This is a genomic window from Blastococcus atacamensis (genome assembly GCF_002938425.1).
Classification (GTDB): Bacteria; Actinomycetota; Actinomycetes; order Mycobacteriales; family Geodermatophilaceae; genus Blastococcus; species Blastococcus atacamensis.
The window spans coordinates 91,502-110,695 of the sequence record NZ_POQU01000002.1; the positions used below are offsets into that span (position 1 = coordinate 91,502).

A 19,194-nucleotide genomic window follows, 5' to 3' on the forward strand; every position below is an offset into this window, starting at 1 on the left:
CGTCCTCCTGGTGACGTACTGGAACGGCCCCCTTGCAGGGACCCGGCGCGAGCCTGCGAGTGCTGGGGGGCAAGGGGGTCCTTCGACAAGCTACAGCCCGGCGGCGGTGCTCACCGCCCGGCGCGTCAGCACCCTGGCCAGGTGCTGCCGGTAGTCGGCCTGCGCGTTCAGATCGCTGCTGGGCTCGGTGCCGTCGGCCGCGCGCTCGGATGCCGCGGCCACGGCCTCCGCCGTCGCCTCGGCCCCCGCGAGGGCCTCCTCGACCTGCCGGGCACGGAGCGGCGTCGGCCCCATGTTGGTCAGCCCGACGCGGGCCTCGGTGATCCGGCCGTTCTCCCGCCGCACCACCGCGGCGACCGCCACGATCGACCACGCCTGCGCCACCCGGTTGAACTTCTCGTAGTGCATGCCCCACGAGCCGGCCAGCTTCGGCACCCGGACCTCGACCAGCAGCTCGCCCTCGCCGACCGCAGTGGTCAGGTAGTCGAGGAAGAACTCGCTCGCCGGCACGGTGCGCCGTCCGCCCGGTCCGACGATCACGAACTCCGCGTCCAGCGCCAGCGCCACCGCCGGCAGGTCACCGGCGGGATCGGCGTGCACCAGGGCGCCGCCGAAGGTCCCGCGGTGCCGCACCTGCCGGTCGGCCACGGTGCCGGTCGCCTCGGCGATCAGCGGCGCGTGCTCGGCGATCAGCGGGTCGGCGAGGACGTCGGAGTGCGTCGTCATCGCGCCGATGACGATCGCGTCGCCGTCGTCCCGGACGCCTCGCAAGCCCTCGACCTTGCCGAGGTCGACGACGGTCTCCGGTGCGGCCAGCCGCAGCCGCATGACGGGGATGAGCGACTGCCCGCCGGCCAGGACCTTGACGTCCTCGCCGCCGTCGGCGATCGCCTGCAAGGCCTCATCGACCGTCGTCGGGCGGGCGTAGGCGAACGGCGCGGGGATCACAGGGCACCTCCGGAGGTGGACGGGGCGTCGGACGAGTCGACGGCCTGGGCGTTGCTCCGGGCCGGAGCCCGATCCCCGCCGTCCCCGCCCTGATGGATCGCTCGCCAGACGCGTTCGGGTGTCAGCGGCATGCGGATGTCCTGCACGCCCAGGTGCCGGACGGCGTCCAGCGCGGCGTTGACGACGGCGGGGGTGGAGGCGATGCAGCCGGCCTCGCCCACGCCCTTGGCGCCGATCGGGTTGCCGGGGGCGGCGTGCACCGTGTTGCCGGTGTCGAAGTGCGGCAGGTCCGAGGCCGCCGGCACGAGGTAGTCGACGAACGTGCCGGTGGTGAGGTTGCCGTCGTCGTCGTAGATGGCCTCCTCGTACAGCGCCTGCGCGATGCCCTGCGCCAGCCCGCCGTGCACCTGCCCCTCGACGATCAGCGGGTTGACGATCGTGCCGACGTCGTCGACGGAGGCGTACTTGCGGATCTTCACGAACCCGGTCTCGGTGTCCACCTCCATGGCGCACAGGTGGGTGCCATGCGGGAAGGAGAAGTTCTCCGGGTCGAACGTCGCCTCGGCGTCGATCGAGGGCTCGATGCCCTCCGGGTAGTCGTGCGCCGCGAAGATCGCCAGCGCGATCTCCTGGATGCCCAGGCCGGTGCCCGGCGTCCCGCGCACGGAGAACTTCCCGCCGGAGAACTCCAGGTCGTCCTCGCTCGCCTCGAGCAGGTGCGCGGCGATCCTCCGCGCCTTGGCGATCACCTTGTCCGCCGCCTTGACCACGGCCGAGCCGCCGACGACCAGCGACCGCGACCCGTAGGTGTCCAGCCCGCGGGAGGAGATCGCGGTGTCGCCGTGCAGCACCTCGACGTCCTCGAAGGGCACCCCCAGGGAGTCGGCGACGAGCTGGCTCCACGCCGTCTCGTGGCCCTGGCCGTGCGGCGTCGAGCCGGTGACCACCTCGACCTTGCCGGTGGGCAGCATCCGGATCGATGCCGACTCCCAGCCGCCCGCGCCGAAGGCCAGCGAGCCCAGCACCCGCGAGGGGGCCAGGCCGCACATCTCGGTGAAGGTGGAGATGCCGATGCCCAGCTGCACAGGGTCGTTCGACTCCCGGCGACGGCGCTGCTCCTCGCGCAGCTCGTCGTACCCGAGCAGCTCCAGCGCCTGCTGGGTCGCCGTCTCGTAGTCCCCGCTGTCGTAGGCCAGCCCGGCCACGGTCGTGAAGGGGAACTCGGCGGCGTCGATCCAGTTCTTGCGCCGCAGCTCCAGCGGGTCCATGCCGAGCTCCACCGCGAGCTCGTCCATGATCCGCTCGATCGCGAAGGTCGCCTCGGGCCGACCGGCGCCGCGGTAGGCGTCGGTGGGCACCTTGTTGGTGAACACCCCGTCGCACTCGAAGCGGTAGGCCGGGAACTTGTAGATCCCCGGGTACATGAAGGCGCCCAGCGCCGGGACGCCTGGCGTGATCAGGCGCAGGTAGGCGCCCATGTCTGCCAGCAGCCGGACCCGCAGGCCCAGGATGTTCCCCTCCCGGTCGGCGGCGACGTCCACGTACTGGATCTGGTCGCGGCCGTGGTGGGCGGTCATCAGCGACTCGCTGCGGGTCTCGGTCCACTTGACCGGCTTGCCCAGCCGACGGGCGATCAGCAGGCAGAGGATCTCCTCCGGGTTCACCTGCAGCTTGCCGCCGAACCCGCCGCCGACGTCGGGGGCGATGACCCGCAGCTTGTGCTCCGGGATCCCGGTGACCATCGCGGCCATCACCCGCAGGATGTGCGGGATCTGGGTGGACGACCACAACGTGTAGTTGTCGCCCTGCGGCTGGACGACGGCCGAGCGCGGCTCCATGAAGGCGGGGATCAGCCGCTGCTGCACGAAGCGCCGGCTGACGACGACGTCGGCGCCGGAGAACGCCTGCTCGGTGTCGCCGCCGGTGCCCGTCTCGCCGGCGTCGAAGACGAAGTGGTAGCTGGTGTTGGACTCCAGGTGGTCGTGCACGAGGTCGGCGCCCTCGGCGACCGCCTGCTCCATGTCGAGCACCACCGGCAGCGGCTCGTAGTCGATGTCGGCGAGCTCGACGGCGTCCTGCGCGGCGGCCTTGGACCGCGCCACGATCACCGCGACCGCCTCGCCGACGTGGTTCACCTGGTCGACGGCGATCGAGGGGTGACCGGGATTGACCATGTCGGGGGTCACCGGCCACGCGCACGGCAGCGAGCCCTGCTCGTCGGCCAGGTCGCGTCCGGTGAACACCGCGACGACTCCCGGGGCCTCCCGGGCCGCGGTGACGTCGACGTTCGTGATCCGCGCGTGCGCCACGGGTGACCGGACGACGGCCAGGTGCAGCATGCCCGGCAGGACCATGTTGTCGGTCCACGTGGTGCGGCCGGTGATCAGCCGGGCGTCCTCCTTGCGGCGGCGCGCCTTGCCGATCTCCTTGTCCGGGCCCGGAGTGCCGGTGCGCTCCTCGACCGCGGTCATGCCTGCCCCACCACGTGCGGAGCGGCGGCGGTGTCGACCTGGGCGGGCACGACGTGTCCGTCGGCACCCCCTCGCATCTCGGCGGCAGCGTGCCGGACCGCCCGGACGATGTTCTGGTATCCGGTGCAGCGGCAGAGGTTGCCCTCGATGCCCTCGCGCACCTCGTCGTCGCTGGGGTCGGGGTTGTCCTCGAGCAGGTCGATCGAGGCCATGATCATCCCCGGCGTGCAGTAGCCGCACTGGAGGCCGTGCATCTCGTTGAAGGCCTTCTGCACGGGGTGCAGGTCGCCGCCGCTGGCGACGCCCTCGATCGTCGTCACCTCGCAGCCGTCGGCCTGGACGGCCAACACGGTGCAGCTCTTCACCGCCTCGCCGTCGAGGTGCACGGTGCAGGCGCCGCAGTTGCTGGTGTCGCACCCGACGACCGTCCCGACCTTCCCGAGCTGCTCCCGCAGGTAGTGGACCAGCAGGGTCCGCGGTTCGACGTCGTCGGCATACGTCGCGCCGTCCACGCGCACGGTGATGGGGGTCATCAGTCCTCCGCCTCGTTGCAGGGGTCGATGGCGCCCGCGGCTGACCGTGGGGCCCGACCCGGAGTCTGCACCCAGGAGGGTGACTTAGGCCACGCTCACCTGCGCGGGTTCGGGAGCCGGGGCCGCGGTCCGCTCCCGGCGGCGCAGCACCACCGAGGCGGCCAGCGGGAGCAGGCCCGCCGCAGCCAGGCCCGCGCCGACGACGCTGGGCGCGCGGTACCCGAGGCCTGCCGCGATCACCAGGCCGCCGGCCCACGCGCCCAGGGCGTTCGCGAGGTTCAGCGCCGAGTGGTTGAGGGCCGCCCCGAGCATCTGGGCCTCGCCCGCGGTCTCCATGAGCCGGAGCTGCAGGAGGATCGCCAGCGTCGAGCCGCTGACCGACACCAGGAAGACGCCCACCACCAGGCCGGGCGACCACGGCGCCACCAGGGCGACCACGGCGAGCATCGCCATCAGTGCCACCAGGGCCCCGACCACCGAGCGGAACAGGGACCAGTCGCCGAGCCGCCCGGCCAGCGCCGTCCCGATGACCCCGCCGATCCCGTACACGAACAGGACCACGGGCACCGTGCCGCGGGACAGCCCGGCGACGTCGGTGACGACCGGCGCGATGTAGCTGTAGAGCGCGAACATGCCGCCGAACCCGACGATCCCGACGCCGAGGGTGAGCAGCACCTGCGGCCGGCGCAGGGCCCCCAGCTCGCCGCGGACGGTCGCCTCGGGGCGTCCCGGCATCGTCGGGACGACGGCGAGCACGGCGGCCACGGTCGCCGCCGCCAGAACGACGACCAACCAGTACGCCGACCGCCAGCCGACGGCCTGGCCCAGCCAGGTGGCGGCCGGGACGCCGGCGACGAGCGCGACGGACAGACCGAGCATCACCGAGCTGACCGCCCGCCCGCGCAGGTGCGGGGCGACCAGCGAGGCGGCGACCAGGGAGGCGACGCCGAAGTAGGCGCCGTGCGGCAGCCCCGCCAGGAACCGGGCGGCGAGCAGGGAGCCGTAGCCCGGGGCGAGCGCGGTCAGCGCGTTGCCGACGACGAGGGCGGCCATGAGACCGACCAGGAGGGCCCGGCGGGGCAGCCGGGCGCTGAGGGCGGCGATCACCGGAGCCCCGACCACCACGCCGATCGCGTAGGCGGAGATGACGTGACCGGCGGTGGGGATGTCGATGCCCACGCCCTGCGCGATGTCGGGCAGCAGCCCCATCGTGACGAACTCGGTGGTGCCGATCGCGAAACCGCCGAGCGCCAGGGCGACGACGGCGGCCACCAGCCGTTCGGTGGACAGCGGCGAACGCTCGGCGAGTGGCAGTGCGGTCACTCCGGGTGTGAAGCCGGGAGCCGGCCGACGCATTCCCGGCGATGCGTCGCCGGCGGACGGTCAGCCGAGACGGTGTCCGTCCACCGTGGAGAAGAGGTGGACGTGCCCGGGGTTCGGAACGACGTGCAGGGTGTCGCCCTTCGCGGGTGGGCGCCGACCGTCCACCCGAGCGATCATCGGGTGCTCCTCGCCGTCCACCGTCGTCGTGCCGTAGACGTAGGCGTCGGCTCCGAGCTCCTCCACGACCCCGACAGTCAGGGGGAGACCGTGCTCCGATGGCAGGAGATCCTCCGGGCGGACCCCGACCGTGACGCGGTTCTGGCCGGCCTCACCGAGGACGGAGCGCTCCACCGGGTGGACCGTGTCCCCGAAGCGCACACCGCCGTCCACGGCGGTCAGCTCCAGCAGGTTCATGGCGGGCGACCCGATGAACCCTGCGACGAACACGTTGCGTGGGCGGTCGTAGAGGTCCCTCGGCGATCCGACCTGCTGGAGGAGGCCGTCCTTGAGCACCGCCACCCGGTCACCCATCGTCATGGCCTCGACCTGGTCGTGGGTGACGTAGACGGTCGTGACACCGAGCCGGCGCTGGAGCTGGGCGATCTGAGTGCGGGTCTGCACGCGGAGCTTCGCGTCGAGGTTGGACAGCGGCTCGTCCATGAGGAACACCTGCGGCTGCCGGACGATCGCCCGCCCCATCGCGACCCGCTGCCGCTGACCGCCCGAGAGTGCCTTGGGCTTGCGGTCGAGGAACTGCTCCAGGTCCAGGATCGCGGCGGCCTCCTCCACCCGGCGTCGGATCTCGTCCTTGGGGAGCCCGGCGATCTTCAGGGCGAAGCCCATGTTGTCCGCGACGGTCATGTGCGGATACAGCGCGTAGTTCTGGAAGACCATCGCGATGTCCCGGTCCTTGGGCGCTGCGTGTGTGACGTCGCGGTCACCGATGAGAATGCGCCCCGAGTCGACCTCCTCCAGCCCAGCCAGCATCCGGAGCGAGGTGGACTTCCCGCAGCCGGAGGGGCCGACGAGGACGAGGAACTCGCCGTCCTCGACTTGCAGGTCCAGCTGGTCGACGGCGGGATCGTCGCTGCCCGGATACACGCGGGTGGCTCGATCGAAGGTCACGGTGGCCATGGGATGTCCTCTCACCGGCAGGTACGTGCCGGGCGTTCCGACGTGAGGGGGAAACAGGGGTGGGGCCGAGGCCCCGGTTACTCGACGAGACCGCCGCTGAGTCCGCGGGCCAGCCAGCGGCGCACGAGGACACCGAAGATCACCGGGGGCAGGACCCCCAGCACGCTGGCGGCGAACATCTGGCCCCAGTCGACCTGGAAGGCGCCGAAGTACCCGGGGATGGTTGTCGTGAAGGGGTTCGCGTCCTCCCGCGTGAGCACGAAGGCATAGAAGAACTCGTTCCACGTGAGGATGAAGACGAGAGTGGCGGTGGCGATCAGACCCGGCACCACCATGCGCAACGACACACGCCAGAAGACGCCCCACTCGGAGAGGCCGTCCATGAGGCCTGCCTCCTCCACCTCGGCGGGGACGTCGAGGAAGAAGCCGTGCATCATCCAGATCCCGAACGCCAGGTTGTAGACGATGTACACCAGGATGATGCCGACGTAGGTGTCGACCAGCTGCACCTTGGTCGCCAGGAGATACAAGGGCAGGGCGAATACCACCGCGGGCCCCATGCGCGTCCCCAGCACGAAGAACAGGAAGTTCTCCTTGTGCCGGGACCGCATCCGGGCCAGCGCATGCCCGGCGATCGCCGACAGCAGGACAACGGCGACGGTGGTGACCACCGCGATGATGAAGCTGTTGAGCAGCGTGCCCAGGAATCCATCCGACAGCACCTGGGAGAACGACCCGGTGAAGGGTGCCCGGAACCAGTCGATCGGCATGCTGCGCCAGTCCGCCGCCGGCGTGAGCGCTACCCGCAGCATGAGCAGCAGGGGCACGACCGCGACGAGGACCACGAGAACCATGAGGACGTAGCCGACGGCACGGGAGAGCCCCGCGCGGACCGGCCGGCGGCTGGGTCGCGCTGCCATGGGCGGGGAAGACGCCGCTGCGGGCGCACCGGTGGACGGGTTCACTGAGCCACCCCCTGACTCGCGCGCATCCACCGGACGATCACGGTGCTGATCACGCTGATCAACACCAGCATCGTGAACCCGACGGCGGCGGCGTAGCCCATCTCGTAGTACTGGAAGGCATACCGGTACAGGTAGATCGGAAGAGTCTCCGACGACGTCCCGGGACCGCCGTTGGTCATGATGAAGATCTTGTCGAACTCACGGAAGCTGTCCATGAAGCGAATCAACGCCACGAGCGCGAGCAGTGGCCGGATCATCGGCAGCGTGAAGTGCCACAGCTCCTGACGCGCGTTGACGCCGTCGAGTCGCGCGGCCTCGAGGACCTCCCGCGGGAGCGTTTCCATCGCCGCAGCCGTCACGATCGCGACGAAGGGCACCCACTGCCACGCGTCAACGACGGCGACCGTGACCAGCGCCGTCGTCGGATTGGCCAGGAACGGGGTGACGTCGAGGCCGACGAAACCGAGCAGCCAGTCGATGAAGCCGCCGGACTCGAACATGAACCGGAACACCGCTCCCACCACCAGCGGGGCGAGCACCATCGGGACGATGAGCAGCGCGCGCAGTACCGATGTCCCGCGCAGCCGCCGCCGGATCAACAGCGCGATCCCGATGCCGATCGGAATACTCACCGCCATCGAGACGCCGGAGAACACGATGGAGTTCAGCGCCGCGGTCCAGAACCGGTCCTCCCCCGCTAGCCGGGCGAAGTTGTCCACCCCGACGTAGCGATTCCCGGTCACGTCCGTCAGCGAGTACCGCTGGAACATCAGGTTGATGACGTAACCGGTCGGGAACACCAGCACGACGGCGAAGAGAAGCATGGCCGGCAGCAGCGCCACCGTCGTATACCGCTTGCTGGTTCTCATCGCGTCGCACCCCCTGCCAGCAGCCAGCGCCGCGGGTTCGCGTGGGTCATGAGTCGCTGTACCTCCTGTGAGATCCCGAAGCGCTCCAGCGCCGGGAGGAAGGTGGTGACGAGATAGGTGGGATCGGAGAACGTGTGGCCGGCAATGTCCTCGGGGCCGGTGAACCGCTGCACGCTGTCGTGCCCCAGCAGCACGCGCTCGGCGAGCCCCTCGTGGTGCAGTCGCCGGACGAGCCCCGCCCAGTGGTCGAGGTCGTGCGCGTCGTGGCCCAGCCGGTCGAACCCGACGTAGGCCCCCCGGCGGGCAATCTCGATTGCATACTCTGCAGGCTCGTCCCCGGAGCAGACATGGGAGACCAGCACCGACGAGGCGCGCACGCCGGCGTCGGCGAAGAGGTCCAGCTGCTCCAGCCCCAGCCCACCGGTCGTGTGGCTCACGATGGGCGCACCCGTCTGGCGGTGCGCGTCAGCGCCTGCGATCAGCAGCTTCTCCTCGTGCGGCGTCATGGCACCGGCACTCGTGGCCACCTTGATGGCGCCGCACGGAACCGTCTCGTCGGTCAGTTCGGCGACGAACCGGCGGGCCAGCTCCCCGGCGGACGCGTCCACGACCCAGCGCGGCTGGGGGTGCCACTGTTCGCAGAAGGATCCGGTGCTGGCCACGATGGACACCCCACCGGCCCGGCTGAGGTCCGCCAGCAGGGCGAGGTCCCGCCCGTACCCCGGCGGCGTGCAGTCGACAACCGTGCCGACGCCGGCCTGCCGCAGATCACGCAGCACCCGGATGCACCGGGCGCGGAGCTCGTCGTCGACAGGCGTCGCCTGGCCGCTCATCTGGCCGTAGTCGATCACCAGGTGTTCGTGGGGCAGCACGATGCCCGGCGCGGCGGCGTCCCACTGCCCAGTGACGCTACGCGGCATCCTTCGGCCCTCCCCCCGCGAACGACGACCCGAAGTCGAAGGTGGCGGTGAGTCCGCCGTCGACCACGACGTTGGCGCCGGTGATCGCCATGGCCCCGGGGCCGGCCAGGTGCGCCACCGACGGCGCGATGTCCTCGGCGGTCAGCAGCCGGCCGATGGGGTGGCGTTCTATCAACCGCTGCCGCGCCTGCTTTCCGTCGGGCAACGACGCGAAGTGCCGCGCGAGCAACGGGGTGTCGGTGGAGCCGGGGCACACCGAGTTGACGCGCACGCCGTGTGGCGCCAGCTCGACGGCCAAAGCCCTGGTGACCGCCACCACCGCGCCCTTCGATGCGACGTAGGCGGCCGCGGCGTCCTGGCCGACGAGGGCGGACACCGACGCGACGTTCACCACGCACCCCCGCGCCGCGACGAGCAGGTCCCACATCTCGCGAGTGCCGATCAGCACCGAGAGGACGTTGGTCTCCAGGACCCGCCGCAGGTCGGCGTCCGACGTCTCGACGAGAGGCGCGATGTGCGCCGTGCCGGCGTTGTGCACCAGCACGTCCAGGCGGCCGTACCGGTCTCGCACGTGCTGCGCCATGCAGCGCCAGTCAGCCGTCGAGGTGACGTCGGCTGCGACGGCGCCGAACCCCTCCCGCTCGGCGACGTCGATCAGCGACGGGTCCCGGTCGGCGATCAGGACGTCGCCGTGCTGCTTCAACAGGCGCGCCGTCGCCAGTCCGATGCCGCTGGCACCGCCGGTCACGAGCGCGAGCTGTGCACCCATGCCGTCACCTCCTCCACCAGCGCCGGACCCGTTCCGGCGCGCTCTGCGAACGACCCCACGCTCGGCTCGCCGTCGGTTGAGGCGTCCTCGGTGGGGCGGGACAACGTCTCCTTGGTGCCGGCGCCCGTCAGCACGCAGACGGTCTCGGGATCTGCCAGCCCGAGGCGGGCAAGGACGGCCGGAGCAGCGCAGGAGGCGAGCTCCACGTCCAGCCCGTCGTACCGGGCGAAGGCCTCCCGCATGAGGAGCATCTCCTCGTCGGTGGCCGCGCCGACCACGCCGCCCGAGGCACGGATCCTGCCCAGGGCGTAGCTCGCCTCATCGGCGTAACCGGTGAGCCGGTCGGCGATGGCGAGGGCGGCGGTGGGTGCCGGGCCCGTCCAGGGGAGGACCTCGTCGGCCCCCTCGTCGAACGCCCGGGCGATGGGCGCGCAGCCCGCTGCCTGCCCCGCCACGAGTTCGATCGGTGGCCGGCCGGCCTCGGCCAACCCGGTACCGGCTCCCAGGAGGACCGGCCCGACGCTGATCGACGCGGCGAGGCGGACGACCCGCTGGGACCCGAGCTGGGCGTGCACCTCGTGCCCGATGCCCCGGCACGCCCACTCGCAGCCGGCCGCACCGAAGGTCGAGGCCAGATTGGGCAGTCCGAAGGCGGTCGCCAGCCGGGAGGCCAGCCCGTGGACGGCCGCCGGCCCCTCCCCGGCACGGACGACCGCGCCGCCGCGAAGTCTCACCATCGCCACGGCCGCCGGTGAGACCGCGTCCGGAACGAGGACCAGCAGGGGCAGCCCCTCCCGTGCGCATGCCGCGGCCGCCGCGACCGCGGCGTTGCCCGAGGACGCGACCACCGCGCCCCGAGCGCCCACCTCGATCGCCTCCCGGACCAGCACCCGCATGACGCGGTCCTTGAACGACCCGCTGGGGTTCTGCCCCTCGACCTTGAGCCACGCGCCCGAGAGCGCGGGTACGCGGCTGCGGACGAGCGGCGTCGGTGGGCTGGCGGCTGCATCCGCGAGCTGCCACGGCTGCTCGTAGAGCGCCACGTGTCCGCACCGGGTGCAGATCCCGCGGGGCCCCTCCTGGCGATGGCCGCACCGCTGACACTCGGCGGTCATGCCGCTCCCGCCCCGCGCAGCGCGAGTCCGGTCAATCGCGGGGCCAGCCAGCGCCCGTCGTCCAGGACCGGTTCACCGTGCAGGAAGGACCATCGCACCGCATCGGGGCTCCACGGACCCACGTCCGGCCCGTCGTCCAGGGCCGCGGGGTCGATGACGAGCACGTCCCCTCGGCACCCCTCTGCCAGACGTCCCACGGGCAGCCCGAACAGGCCCGCTGCACCAGCGGTCATCCGCTTTACCATGTCGGCGACCCCGACCTCCACCACGCCGTCACGGGCCCATCGCAGGAGGCGCAGAAAGGTGCCGGCGGCCCGGGGATGCGGTACACCGGAACCCGGTATGCCGTCGGAGCCGGCGACCTGTTCTGGGGCAGCGGCGATCGCTCTGACGTTGTCGGCGTGCCCTTGTGGCACCAAGATGCAGGCCTGCCCTGCCAGCCGGCGGACAGCTTCCACGACGACCTCCCCGCTGGTGCGCCCGTCCTGCCGAGCGACCTCGGCCACCGGCCGGGTGTCCCAGCCGGCCAGCGCGGTCCCCGCCAACCCGGCCAGCAGGACCTTCTCCCAGCCCACCGCGATCGTCCGGCCCGGGCCCTCTCGGTCGAGTGCGGCAGCCACCGACGCCGCCTCCTCCGGATCGGCGAGCAGGGCGGCGATGTCCTCGCCCCGTCGCATCTGCAGGTGCTGGGGCAGCACGGTCGTCAGGAACGTGCACGCCACGGTGTACGGGTAGCTGTCCCAGCTCACCGCGACACCTGCCGACCGCAGCCGGTGGAGATGGCGCTGGGCCGTACCACCGCGACCCGGCCCGGAGACGTGGAAGTGCGAGAGATGGACCGGTCGTCCGCTCCGCGTGCCGATCGTCAACGCCTCCTCCAGGGCATCGTCGAAACCCGCGCCGTAGTCGCGGAGATGGGTCACGTAGCGGCCGCCCCCAGCCGGCATGGCGGCAGCCGCGTCGATCAGCTCCTGGGTGTCCGACCAGAGTGCCGGCGGATAGCTCAGCCCTGTGGACAGACCTACCGCGCCATCGGCCATGCCCGCCGCGACGAGGGCGGCGATCCGGGAGCGCTCCTCCGCCGTGGCGGGGCGGGGCGCACCTCCCATGACCTGCGCGCGCACGGCGCCGTGCGGGACCAGCGTCGTCACCCGCGCGAAAGCTCCCGCGTCCACGGTGCGGAGGTAGTCCCCGACGGTCCCCCACTCGCCCGGAGGCGCCTCACCGGTGATGGGAGCGAGCACGCCGGCCATCATCTGTCCCGCCGCCCCCGGGGCGGGAGCCAGGCCCAGGCCGTCCTGCCCGACGACCTCGGTCGTGACTCCGGAGCGGGCGCGCAGTTCCATGGCCGTTCCGGAGAGGACGGACAGATCGCAGTGGGAGTGGGCGTCGACGAACCCCGGCGTCACCCAGGCGCCCCCGGCGTCGATCTCCCGAGCACCCTCGCGGGCCAGTCGCGGAGCCATCTCGGTGATCCGTCCGCCCTGGATCCGCAGGTCCAGTTGCCGGCCGGCCGAGGCCGCACCGTCGAAGACGATGCCGCCTCGGATCAGGGTCCCGGCGCTCAATCGAGGTAGCCCGCACTCTCCATGATGGAGGTGAGCTCGGTCTGCGCCGTCTCGAGAGACTCCTCGACGCTCATGGAATCGGCGATCGCGCTGGAGATCTGGGCCGAGAAGGTGTCGCCGATCTTGGCGAACTCCGGGTAGAACGGCCAGTGCTCGGCCGTGCTGTTCTTCCAGGTCTCCTGCAGCTTCTCCGTGAAGTCGACCAGTCCGTTCTCCTCGGCGTACTGGGCATACTCCGGGCTCGCGAGGACGTGCAGGTTCGGCACGTCGGTCCGTCCCAGCTCGGTGAGCTCCTTCATGGTGGTGTCCCGGGAGACTCGCCACTGGAGGAACAGCCACGCGGCATTCTTGTTCTCGCTGCCGGAGGTGACTGCCAGGCCCTCGTTGTAGAGCCACTGCAGGTGGTTGCCCGCAGGTCCGGTGGGCAGCGTGTAACCGACGTTGCCGGCGACCTTCGACTGGCCCGGGTCCTCGAAGATCGTGCCGAAGCCCGAGGTGTCGAATGTCATCGCGGCCTGGCCCGAGGAGAACCGCTCACTGGCCTCGGTGAACGTGAGCGACGCCGCGTCCTCGGGACCATAGTCACGCATCAGCGTGACGAAGTCGGTCATGGCCTCGGTCATCTCCGGGCTGTCCGCCTGCGGTGTGCCGTCCTCGTCGAACAGCAGCGCGCCGTAGCCGTGGGCCCAGCCCAGCTCGGTGCCCAGCGAGGCGAAGGTGGGGGCGCCCCGGCCGGTGAACGGGATGAGGTCGGGGCGCTTTTCGGCGATCACCTCGGCGGCGGCCAGGATCTCGTCGGTGGTCTGCGGGGGCTGCAGGCCTAGCTCCTCGAACACGTCGGCGCGGTAGAAGAACATTCCCCCGAGGATGGTGTGGGGGAGCGCGTAAAGCTTGTCGTCCACTGTCATCGAGTCGAGGGCGCTCGGCGGAATGTCCTCGATCGTCAGCCACTCGTCCTTGGCGTCCTCGATGTAGGCATCGAGGGGCTCCACCCAGCCCGCCTTCACGAACTCGGGCACGTTCCAGAACGACAACGAGGTCACGTCGTAGGTGCCCGTACCGGACGTGGCGTCCAGCACCAGCTTCTGGCGGGCCGTCGGCTCGTCGTAGACCTCGAGCTCGACCTCGATGCCGGTCGCCTCCTCGAACTCGGGTAGGAACTCCTGGATCGCCTCGATCTCGTAACCCTCCTTGAGCAGCACCCGCAGCTCGGTGCCCTCGAAGGATTCGCGACCGGCGGCGGGCGCCTGCTCGGCGTCCGACCCCCCGCAGGCCGAGGCCACGAGGGCGGCCGCCAAGAGGCTGGTGGACACCCGTCCACCGCGCGCAGAGAAAGCCATGCTGAACCTCCACCGTGAACCCGACCGTTGCACATGTTGCAATGGCCATTGCATCTTTGGTGGCGGGAGCTTTACGGTTCTGCGGCCAGCTGTCAAGAGAGGAACCGCATGCAGAAGCCGACTGTGCTCATGTCGAAACCGGCCGCGCCGCTCGACGTACTGAGCGTCGGCGAAACCATGCTGATGTTCGTCCCCGATCCCCCACGGCCGCTCTCGCGTGACGCGCGGTACCGACCGACCGTGGCGGGAGCGGAGTCCAACGTCGCAGCCTTCGCCGCCGCACTGGGGGCGCGCTCGGCATGGGTGGGGCGCGTCGGTGACGACGACTTCGGCCGGTACGTCGTGGACGAGCTCACCGGCCGAGGAATCGAGGTGTGCTACGAGACCGACGAGGCCAGGCCCACCGGAGTGGCGTTCAAGGAGCCGTCCCCCACCGGAAGCCGGGTCCGGTACTACCGCCGGGGATCAGCGGCCTCGGCCATGGGCACGTCGACCGAGGCGACCGTCCGGACGTTCCACAGCCGGATCGTCCACCTGAGCGGCATCACCCCTGCCCTGTCCACAGAATGCGAGGAACTCGTCTGCCACCTGGTGGAGGATCGGCCACCCGGCGCAGTCGTCTCCTTCGACGTCAACTGGCGGCCCGTGCTCTGGCCCGACCGGGACCCCGGCGTGCTCCTGCGCATCGCCTGCGCGGCGGACGTGGTGTTCGTGGGCCTGGACGAGGCCGAGGCGCTGTGGGGGGCGCGGAACGTCCGGGAGGTCCGCCAGCTGCTGCCCGGTCCCGACGTCCTCGTGGTGAAGCAGGGCCCTGCCGGGGCCACCGCGTTCCGGGACGGCGACGAGGTGTTCGTGCCCTCCCTGGACGTCGACGTCGTGGAGCCGGTCGGCGCTGGAGACGCCCTGGCTGCGGGCTTCCTGGTGGGACTGCTGCGCGGCATGCCGGTGAAGCAGTCGCTCCGACTGGGGACCATCGTGGCCGCCTCGGCCCTCCAGGTTTCCTCGGACGTCGGACCACTGCCGTCGGAGGCGGAGATCGCCGCCCTGCTGCACGCCAGCGACGCGGCATGGGAAGATGCCAGACTGGGCCTCCACGACGGCACCACCCTGGAGGACTGAGTGTCTCAGACCGTCGGACGGGCACTGTCGATCCTGGAGTTCCTGGCCGACGAGCCCAGAAGCCTCGGGCAAATCGCCGACCACCTGAGCGTGCACAAGTCGACGGCGTCCCGACTTCTGCAGACGGTCGAGGCCCAGGGCTTCGTCCGTCGCGACGACCGGCACATCTACCGGCTCGGCCCCCGCCTGCTGAACCTGGCCTTCCGGACGCTGGCCGCCATGGACGTGCGGGTGGCCGCCGCCCCCCACCTGCGCCGGCTGGGGGAACTCACGGCGCAGACCGTCCACCTGGGCGTCCTCGACGGTGGCGAGGTCACCTACATCGACAAGCACGAGGGTTCGCAGTCGGTGCGGATGTATTCGCGCATCGGCAAGGCGGCGCCGTTGCACTGCACCGGGGTGGCCAAGGCGATCCTGGCGTTCCGGCCCGACGACGAGCGCCGCGTGCTGGCCGAACGGATCGCCTACACGCCGTTCACCAAGCGCACCATCACCACGCCCGCCGCGTTCCTGGGCGAGCTGGAGCGCATCCGCACCCGCGGTTTCGCGGTCGACGACCGGGAGCACGAGGACTTCATCCACTGCGTCGCCGCCCCCATCCGCAGCCCGGAGGGCGAGGTCTCGCACGGCCTGTCCATCTCGACGACGACGATGTCCCTGTCGCGCAAGCAGCTGCTGGAGCTCGCCCCCCTGCTGCTGGAGACGGCAGCCACAATCGAGAAGGAGCTCGGGTGAGGGCCCGCGGCCCGCGCCACCACTGGAGCCCGGCCGGCGGACTCAGCGCTGCGGTTGCTGCGCCGCGATGCGAGCGGCCACCTCGACCGACCAGAGCCCGTCCTCGAGGTCGACGACCTCCGAGCGCCTGCCCGCGCTGACACAGGCGGCGAAATGCCGGAGCTGGGTGGCCAGGGCACCCACGGGGAGGCCCGCGACGGTGGCCTCGAGATCGGTGTCAGGCAGCAGATCCCCCGCCCCCGTCGCGATGCGCAGCCCGCCCGAGGGGGTCTGCAGGTGCGCCGTCCAGCGCCGGGTCGTGACCTCCATGCGGGCATCGATGTACTGCCGGGCATGCGGCAGCGTCCATCGGTTCTCCACGGAGGCCAGCGAACCGTCGCTGAACGTCAACTGCGCCATGACCACCTGCGGGTGCGGCCGTCGCGGTTCGGTCCAGGACTGGACCGAGGAGACGTCGACCAGCTCCGCGTCCGGGGGCAGCACGGCGCGCACCAGGTCCAGGTCGTGGACCATCGCCACCAGCGCCGGATGCTCCCCACCGTGCATGTCCAGCCGCTCGACCGGCACCACCCGGACCGCGCGTACCGCGACCGCCGGCTCGATCGCGAGCCGCTCGCGCAGCTGCGCGACACCCGGGAGGAACCGGCTGACATGGGCAGGCACCACCAGCACCCCGCTGCCGGCGACCAGCTCCCGCAGCCGCTGCGCCTCCTCTCCAGCGCTCACCACGGGCTTCTCCACCAGAGCCGGGACTCCGGCCTCGACCGCGGCCCGTACGTCGGCGAGGTGGCGGTGCTGCGGGGTGGCGATGACGACGGCGTCCACCGCCCGTTCGGCAAGGAGCTCCTCGATGCCTCCCACGGCCGCGCAGCCGAGCTCCTGAGCCACCGTGAGGGCGCGCCCCCGGTCCCGGTCGGCGACGGCCACCAGCTGCACCTCGGGCAGAGCGGCGGCGACGGCCGCGTGCCGCCGACCGAAGTCCCCCACGCCCACGATCCCGATCCTCACTGCCGACGACATGCTCGGTGCCCTTCCTCGATGCTGGAGATGACATGCTCAAGACGATCCGCGGCGTCCACGCCAACGCCGCCCTGGTCGGACCGGAACTGCGCCGGCTCGATGACGTGTGGATGACCTTCTCCGACGGCCTGATCACCGACGTCGGACAGGGTCGCGGACCGGCGGGGCTGGATCGCGTTCCCGGCGTGCTGGCCCCGGGTCTGGTGGACTGCCACGTCCACCTGGCCATGTCCGGCAGCGCCGACGTGGTGGCAGAACTGTCCGGGCTGACGCCCGACGGGGTCGGTGCGGCGGTGCTGCGCAACGCCCGGGCGCAGGTCGAATCCGGCGTCACCACGGTGCGCGACCTCGGATCCCCGCACGACGCCGTCGTCGGAATGGCGGGGGAGCTGTCCGCCGGCGCCGCGGTCTCGCCGGTGGTCGTGGCGGCCGGAGCCATCAGCACGCCGACCGGGCACGGCCACTTCCTGGCCCGCCACGCCGAAGGGCCGGCCGAGTACGCGGCCGCCGTCCGTGCCGTAGCTGCCGGCGGGGCGCGAGCGGTCAAGCTCTTCGCCACCGGCGGCGTGATCACGGCCGGCACGACCCCGGGGGCACCGCAGATGACGCCCGCGGAGCTCGCCGCCGCCGTCCACGAGGCTCATCGGCACGGCCTCCGGGTGGCCGCGCACGCCCATGGCACCGAGGGCATCCTGGCCGCGCTGCACGCCGGGGTCGACTCGGTGGAGCACTTCTCCTACCTCGACGAGGAGGCGATGGCGGTGGCCCGGACGGCGGGAAGCTGGCTGGTCTCCACGCTGGTCGCGACGGCACGCTTCGTCCACGCCGAGGACCGGGGACGGGCCACTCCCGAGACCCTGGCGAAGATCCTGGCGCACGCTCCGGCAGAGGAGAGCTCCCTGCACCGGGCGGTCTCGTCCGGCTGTCGGCTGGCGGTGGGGACGGACGCGGGGACCACGTTCAATCCGCACGGCGGCGGCATGCAGGAGCAGGCCCTGCACCTGCACCGGTCGGGACTGACCACGACCGAGGTGCTGCGTGCGATGACCGTCGAGGGGGCGCGTCTGCTGCACGAGCCCGCCGGCTGGCTCCGTCCCGGCCGACGCGCCGACGTCCTGGTGCTTCGCGGCGACCCCACGCAGGATCTGGGTCATCTCTCGAATCCGCAGGGAGTCATCACCCGTGGCCGCCTGCTGACGGCTGGGCTCGCAGCGCAGTCGTGAGATCGTCTGCCCGTCCGTCGAGAACCGCGGCCACCGCCCCCATGACTTGGCGGGCCTGTGGCACGAAATCGGTCCGGGTGGGCACGTGCGCGGGGTCCGCAGCGGCCCACGACCGGCGGACGGCGGCCAGGTAGTCCCCGAGGCCCCGGCGCTCCACCTCGTCGCGGTACCAATCCCGGTTCTCCAGGTCCGTGCGTGGCAGGTCCAACCGCCCGACCTCGCGGATCTCCCGCCGCACCACGTCCTCCGAGTGCCGCCAGCCGAGGAAGGCGGCCGCCTCGTCGGGCCGGGTGCACCAACGGGTGATCCCCAGACCCTCGGCGTAGAGGAACTGCACGGGCGCGGCGGGGCCCTGCACGACGGCGTAGTCCATCCGGCCGGCCACGGACGACGAGGTCCGGTCCTCGAGGAAGAACCCCCACGCGCTGGTGTCGAGCAGGAGCGCGGCCCGCCCCTCCTGGACCAGGTTGCCCACCGCCGCATAATCCCGGCTCGTGAGGTCCGGGGGGCCCGTCACCCGCAGAGCCTCGACCAGATCGCCAATGGCCGCCGCGACGGACGCCGGCTCCGGGTCACCGGACGCCGGCAGGAGCCGGTGTCCACCGGCCCATGCCCAGCCCGCGTAGGTCTCCAGTGAGGAGAACTCCACCGACCCGCGGGCCACGAGCCCGTACATGCCCCCCTCGGGATCGGAGAGCCTGCGGGCGAGGCGGAGCACGTCCTCGGTGGTCCGCGGCGGATCCTCGCCCAGGCTCGCGACCAGGTCGGCGCGGTAGGAGAGCAGTCCGCCGGTGAGCGTGTGCGGCACGGCCCAGGGAACGCCCTCGCGGGACAACGCTCCGACGGCGGCGGAGGGAAACGGGTCCCAGTCGATCCCGCCCGCCTCGGTCCGGCCGCCGAGCGGCCGCAGCACATCGCGGTCGACCAGCTCGTCGAGGTACCAGTACGGCACCGTGACCACATCAGGCCGCTCGTCGCCCGACAGGAGCCGGTCGTGCGCCTCTCCCTCGGGCACCACCTGCAGATTCACGTCGATCCCTGTGGACTCGGTGAAGCCCTGGACGGCGCGGCCGATCACCTCCACCGTGTGCCCGGCCTTCAGCCACACCTTCAGCGCCATCCCGCACCCACTCCCGTCCGCG

The 19,194-nt window shown here is 71.6% G+C and carries 17 protein-coding genes; 3 read left to right on the forward strand and 14 right to left on the reverse strand.

What is annotated here, in order from left to right; translation table 11 throughout:
- Positions 1 to 90: 90 nt before the first annotated feature.
- From C5508_RS01115 to C5508_RS01170, 12 genes are all read right to left on the reverse strand, one after another.
- The gene (locus tag C5508_RS01115) at positions 91 to 948 is read right to left on the reverse strand and encodes an FAD binding domain-containing protein (RefSeq protein ID WP_104522759.1); all 858 of its coding nucleotides are present in this window, start codon (positions 946 to 948) and stop codon (positions 91 to 93) included.
- On the reverse strand, positions 945 to 3,419 hold the full coding sequence (locus C5508_RS01120) for a xanthine dehydrogenase family protein molybdopterin-binding subunit (protein ID WP_104522761.1): 2,475 nt from the start codon (positions 3,417 to 3,419) through the stop codon (positions 945 to 947). Before C5508_RS01120 ends, C5508_RS01115 begins: the two co-directional genes overlap by 4 nt.
- Positions 3,416 to 3,952, reverse strand: coding sequence for a (2Fe-2S)-binding protein (locus C5508_RS01125; protein ID WP_104522763.1), 537 nt, complete (start codon positions 3,950 to 3,952; stop codon positions 3,416 to 3,418). The genes C5508_RS01120 and C5508_RS01125 overlap by 4 nt, the downstream gene beginning before the upstream one ends.
- A gap of 84 nt (positions 3,953 to 4,036) precedes the next feature.
- Positions 4,037 to 5,275 (reverse strand): MFS transporter, encoded by a 1,239-nt coding sequence (locus C5508_RS01130; protein ID WP_232796835.1) that lies wholly within the window; start codon positions 5,273 to 5,275, stop codon positions 4,037 to 4,039.
- Positions 5,276 to 5,335: 60 nt separating this feature from the next.
- On the reverse strand, positions 5,336 to 6,409 hold the full coding sequence (locus C5508_RS01135) for an ABC transporter ATP-binding protein (RefSeq protein WP_104522767.1): 1,074 nt from the start codon (positions 6,407 to 6,409) through the stop codon (positions 5,336 to 5,338).
- Between the two features lie 77 nt (positions 6,410 to 6,486).
- Positions 6,487 to 7,329, reverse strand: coding sequence for a carbohydrate ABC transporter permease (locus C5508_RS01140; protein WP_104522769.1), 843 nt, complete (start codon positions 7,327 to 7,329; stop codon positions 6,487 to 6,489).
- Between the two features lie 41 nt (positions 7,330 to 7,370).
- Positions 7,371 to 8,243, reverse strand: a complete 873-nt coding sequence (locus C5508_RS01145) for a carbohydrate ABC transporter permease (protein WP_104522771.1) — start codon at positions 8,241 to 8,243, stop codon at positions 7,371 to 7,373.
- Complete coding sequence (locus C5508_RS01150; protein ID WP_104522773.1) at positions 8,240 to 9,163, reverse strand: phosphotriesterase family protein; 924 nt, start codon at positions 9,161 to 9,163, stop codon at positions 8,240 to 8,242. The genes C5508_RS01145 and C5508_RS01150 overlap by 4 nt, the downstream gene beginning before the upstream one ends.
- The gene (locus tag C5508_RS01155; protein WP_104522775.1) at positions 9,153 to 9,932 is read right to left on the reverse strand and encodes an SDR family NAD(P)-dependent oxidoreductase; all 780 of its coding nucleotides are present in this window, start codon (positions 9,930 to 9,932) and stop codon (positions 9,153 to 9,155) included. The genes C5508_RS01150 and C5508_RS01155 overlap by 11 nt, the downstream gene beginning before the upstream one ends.
- Positions 9,908 to 10,975 carry a pyridoxal-phosphate dependent enzyme gene (locus tag C5508_RS01160; RefSeq protein ID WP_157943893.1) on the reverse strand — a complete coding sequence of 356 codons (1,068 nt, stop codon included), beginning with the start codon at positions 10,973 to 10,975 and terminating at the stop codon, positions 9,908 to 9,910. Before C5508_RS01160 ends, C5508_RS01155 begins: the two co-directional genes overlap by 25 nt.
- Before the next feature lie 68 nt (positions 10,976 to 11,043).
- Positions 11,044 to 12,615: an N-acyl-D-amino-acid deacylase family protein gene (locus C5508_RS01165; RefSeq protein ID WP_104522779.1), complete on the reverse strand. Its 1,572-nt coding sequence runs from the start codon at positions 12,613 to 12,615 to the stop codon at positions 11,044 to 11,046.
- Positions 12,612 to 13,928, reverse strand: coding sequence for an ABC transporter substrate-binding protein (locus C5508_RS01170; protein WP_157943894.1), 1,317 nt, complete (start codon positions 13,926 to 13,928; stop codon positions 12,612 to 12,614). The genes C5508_RS01165 and C5508_RS01170 overlap by 4 nt, the downstream gene beginning before the upstream one ends.
- A gap of 135 nt (positions 13,929 to 14,063) precedes the next feature.
- Between C5508_RS01170 and C5508_RS01175 the strand changes: the two genes are divergently transcribed.
- Both C5508_RS01175 and C5508_RS01180 read left to right on the forward strand, forming a co-directional pair.
- Positions 14,064 to 15,074: a sugar kinase gene (locus tag C5508_RS01175; RefSeq protein ID WP_198597764.1), complete on the forward strand. Its 1,011-nt coding sequence runs from the start codon at positions 14,064 to 14,066 to the stop codon at positions 15,072 to 15,074.
- Complete coding sequence (locus C5508_RS01180) at positions 15,075 to 15,809, forward strand: IclR family transcriptional regulator (protein WP_104522783.1); 735 nt, start codon at positions 15,075 to 15,077, stop codon at positions 15,807 to 15,809.
- Positions 15,810 to 15,851: 42 nt separating this feature from the next.
- Here the strand turns inward: C5508_RS01180 and C5508_RS01185 are convergent, their stop codons facing one another.
- Entirely contained in the window at positions 15,852 to 16,829 is a 978-nt protein-coding gene (locus tag C5508_RS01185) for a Gfo/Idh/MocA family protein (RefSeq protein WP_104522785.1), read from the reverse strand.
- A gap of 32 nt (positions 16,830 to 16,861) precedes the next feature.
- Here C5508_RS01185 and C5508_RS01190 point away from each other — a divergent pair, with 32 nt between their 5' ends.
- Positions 16,862 to 18,052, forward strand: a complete 1,191-nt coding sequence (locus C5508_RS01190) for an amidohydrolase family protein (protein ID WP_104522787.1) — start codon at positions 16,862 to 16,864, stop codon at positions 18,050 to 18,052.
- Here C5508_RS01190 and C5508_RS01195 read toward each other — a convergent pair.
- Positions 18,006 to 19,172, reverse strand: coding sequence for an ABC transporter substrate-binding protein (locus tag C5508_RS01195; protein WP_104522789.1), 1,167 nt, complete (start codon positions 19,170 to 19,172; stop codon positions 18,006 to 18,008). The genes C5508_RS01190 and C5508_RS01195 overlap by 47 nt on opposite strands.
- Positions 19,173 to 19,194: the final 22 nt, after the last annotated feature.

What these genes read in the sequence shown, in the direction of transcription:
- C5508_RS01120 (WP_104522761.1), bottom strand. Translation starts at nt 3,419, where the DNA reads ATGACCGCGGTCGAGGAGCGCACCGGCACTCCGGGCCCGGACAAGGAG.
- C5508_RS01125 (WP_104522763.1), bottom strand. Translation starts at nt 3,952, where the DNA reads ATGACCCCCATCACCGTGCGCGTGGACGGCGCGACGTATGCCGACGAC.
- C5508_RS01135 (WP_104522767.1), bottom strand. Translation starts at nt 6,409, where the DNA reads ATGGCCACCGTGACCTTCGATCGAGCCACCCGCGTGTATCCGGGCAGC.
- C5508_RS01140 (WP_104522769.1), bottom strand. Translation starts at nt 7,329, where the DNA reads ATGGCAGCGCGACCCAGCCGCCGGCCGGTCCGCGCGGGGCTCTCCCGT.
- C5508_RS01145 (WP_104522771.1), bottom strand. Translation starts at nt 8,243, where the DNA reads ATGAGAACCAGCAAGCGGTATACGACGGTGGCGCTGCTGCCGGCCATG.
- C5508_RS01150 (WP_104522773.1), bottom strand. Translation starts at nt 9,163, where the DNA reads ATGCCGCGTAGCGTCACTGGGCAGTGGGACGCCGCCGCGCCGGGCATC.
- C5508_RS01155 (WP_104522775.1), bottom strand. Translation starts at nt 9,932, where the DNA reads ATGGGTGCACAGCTCGCGCTCGTGACCGGCGGTGCCAGCGGCATCGGA.
- C5508_RS01175 (WP_198597764.1), top strand. Translation starts at nt 14,064, where the DNA reads ATGCAGAAGCCGACTGTGCTCATGTCGAAACCGGCCGCGCCGCTCGAC.
- C5508_RS01185 (WP_104522785.1), bottom strand. Translation starts at nt 16,829, where the DNA reads ATGTCGTCGGCAGTGAGGATCGGGATCGTGGGCGTGGGGGACTTCGGT.
- C5508_RS01190 (WP_104522787.1), top strand. Translation starts at nt 16,862, where the DNA reads ATGCTCAAGACGATCCGCGGCGTCCACGCCAACGCCGCCCTGGTCGGA.
- C5508_RS01195 (WP_104522789.1), bottom strand. Translation starts at nt 19,172, where the DNA reads ATGGCGCTGAAGGTGTGGCTGAAGGCCGGGCACACGGTGGAGGTGATC.